This is a genomic window from Mucilaginibacter phenanthrenivorans, assembly GCF_024721155.1.
GTDB classification, from domain to species: domain Bacteria; phylum Bacteroidota; class Bacteroidia; order Sphingobacteriales; family Sphingobacteriaceae; genus Mucilaginibacter; species Mucilaginibacter phenanthrenivorans.
Map to the genome: position 1 here is coordinate 1 of NZ_JAHVAP010000033.1, position 1,290 is coordinate 1,290.

Consider the following 1,290-nt stretch of genomic DNA (forward strand, 5'->3'; position numbering starts at 1 on the left):
TTGCTAAGCCACTGCCAACTGCTCACTACAAACTGCCGACTGATTCATGGCCGGTATCCGTTTCTATCGCTAACGTATCATTTTGGCAACCATGAACTTCTATTTTTGCGTTTCACAGCATTTTTCAACATAGCATGTTGGCTATCTAAACGCGGGCCACAAGGCAGGAGCCTTGCGGCAGCGGAAAAACGCTTGCGGTAGCTGGGGATCTGGCTCCAATCGGCGCACCCATGTATGGATCACCAAACATGCCTCCGCGTAAATCACCTCTGACACTGCCTGTAGCGGGAAGCTGATAATCCCCCAACGGGTCATTATAACTTATCGGTTGTTGGCCACTACCTATTTAAGTCGTTATATAATTCATTTAGCTCTTCAATTCTATAATTGGTCGTTTTTATCTCGCATTCAAGTACTGAGATAGGCATCATCGTCCCCCCTGTATATAAATGTTCATATACTTTACGGTACTTATCTCTAAAAACAATCCAACTTCGTTGAGACTCCTTTAACGCGTTGATAGAATTCAAAAGCTTTTTGTTGACGAGCATATCTAAAACAGATTTATAAACCTTATTTAATTGGTTATCTCTATTAATATATTGCTTAGAAAGACATTTATAATATTCAATTTTGGAAGACGCTCCTGAACAAGTTGAATCTTGTTTAATTTGACAGACTGCATTAAAGCTGATGAAGAATAATGCAATAAATAATATGTTTTTTTTCATCTTAATATTTATTTAATTTAACGATAAGTATAAACCCCGGTATTAAACAACGTATAGTCATCTTGTTCTCTTCTAATCGCATACCCAGCTCCATGATCTGTCCATTGCATAAAGTCATGAGTAACAAGATCAAGTCGTCCTCGATTAATGTCATGTATTAAATCTGTATTAGGGAAACGATTAGGGCCTAAGGGAAACTCGAAATCAACTAAAGCATCAAATTGTGTCTGGCTCAATTTTACTGTAATGTACTTGTTTACAATATTAGCCGCACTTTGGGCGTCCTTAGCCAAGAGAGCAAGCCCTTGTGCGTGAGTAATATGCCCCCAACTCTCGCCTGGTTGAACTTTATGCCCGTAGCCTATGGTCTTATGGCCCTGAGGGTCTGTATAAACATCGCCACCAACCCATAATTCATGATACTGTAGGAGTTTCAATCCAGCAGCACTTACACTCATGCTCCCCTGCTTAGCCCCCCCTTTGGCGCGAGTATGCAGCGCCGGCCTTTAGAGGTGGGGTACTCGTGACCATTCCGCAATGCCCATGGTTTGTAGCCGCC

At 41.6% G+C, this 1,290-nt stretch carries 2 protein-coding genes; both read right to left on the reverse strand.

Going from position 1 to position 1,290, the window contains the following annotated elements; genetic code table 11:
• Positions 1-338 precede the first annotated feature (338 nt).
• Positions 339-731: a lysozyme inhibitor LprI family protein gene (locus KXD93_RS30515; RefSeq protein WP_258141351.1), complete on the reverse strand. Its 393-nt coding sequence runs from the start codon at positions 729-731 to the stop codon at positions 339-341.
• A gap of 17 nt (positions 732-748) precedes the next feature.
• Entirely contained in the window at positions 749-1,189 is a 441-nt protein-coding gene (locus KXD93_RS30520) for a lysozyme (protein WP_258141352.1), read from the reverse strand.
• Between the last annotated feature and the right edge of the window lie 101 nt (positions 1,190-1,290).